We start from the raw sequence: 230 nt of genomic DNA on the forward strand, positions 1-230 counted from the left end.
TTCCACCAATGGGCTGATCTCCCGGTGAAAGGTGGCGCATAGGGATTTTCAGTCCGCTCCAGATTCTTTTGATGAGGCTTCCGACCTGAAACGTTTTCGGCTCCTCGGTCAATTCCTGGATAAATTCTGTTCCGCTTTCTATGGTCGTTTCCTCTTCAAAGACTTCTTCTTTTACATCAGGAATATCAACTACGCTTTTCATGGCATTGATGATAGATTCTGTAGTGGGG

1 protein-coding gene is annotated in these 230 nt (G+C 45.7%); it reads right to left on the minus strand.

Annotation, left to right across the window (positions count from 1 at the left end; translation table 11 throughout):
- A partial coding sequence (locus ACR9ZK_RS23830; RefSeq protein ID WP_481344371.1) for a hypothetical protein occupies positions 1-202 on the minus strand: 202 nt, incomplete at its 3' end.
- Positions 203-230 lie beyond the last annotated feature (28 nt).

It is taken from the genome of Monashia sp. HAY1-5C (assembly GCF_056755255.1).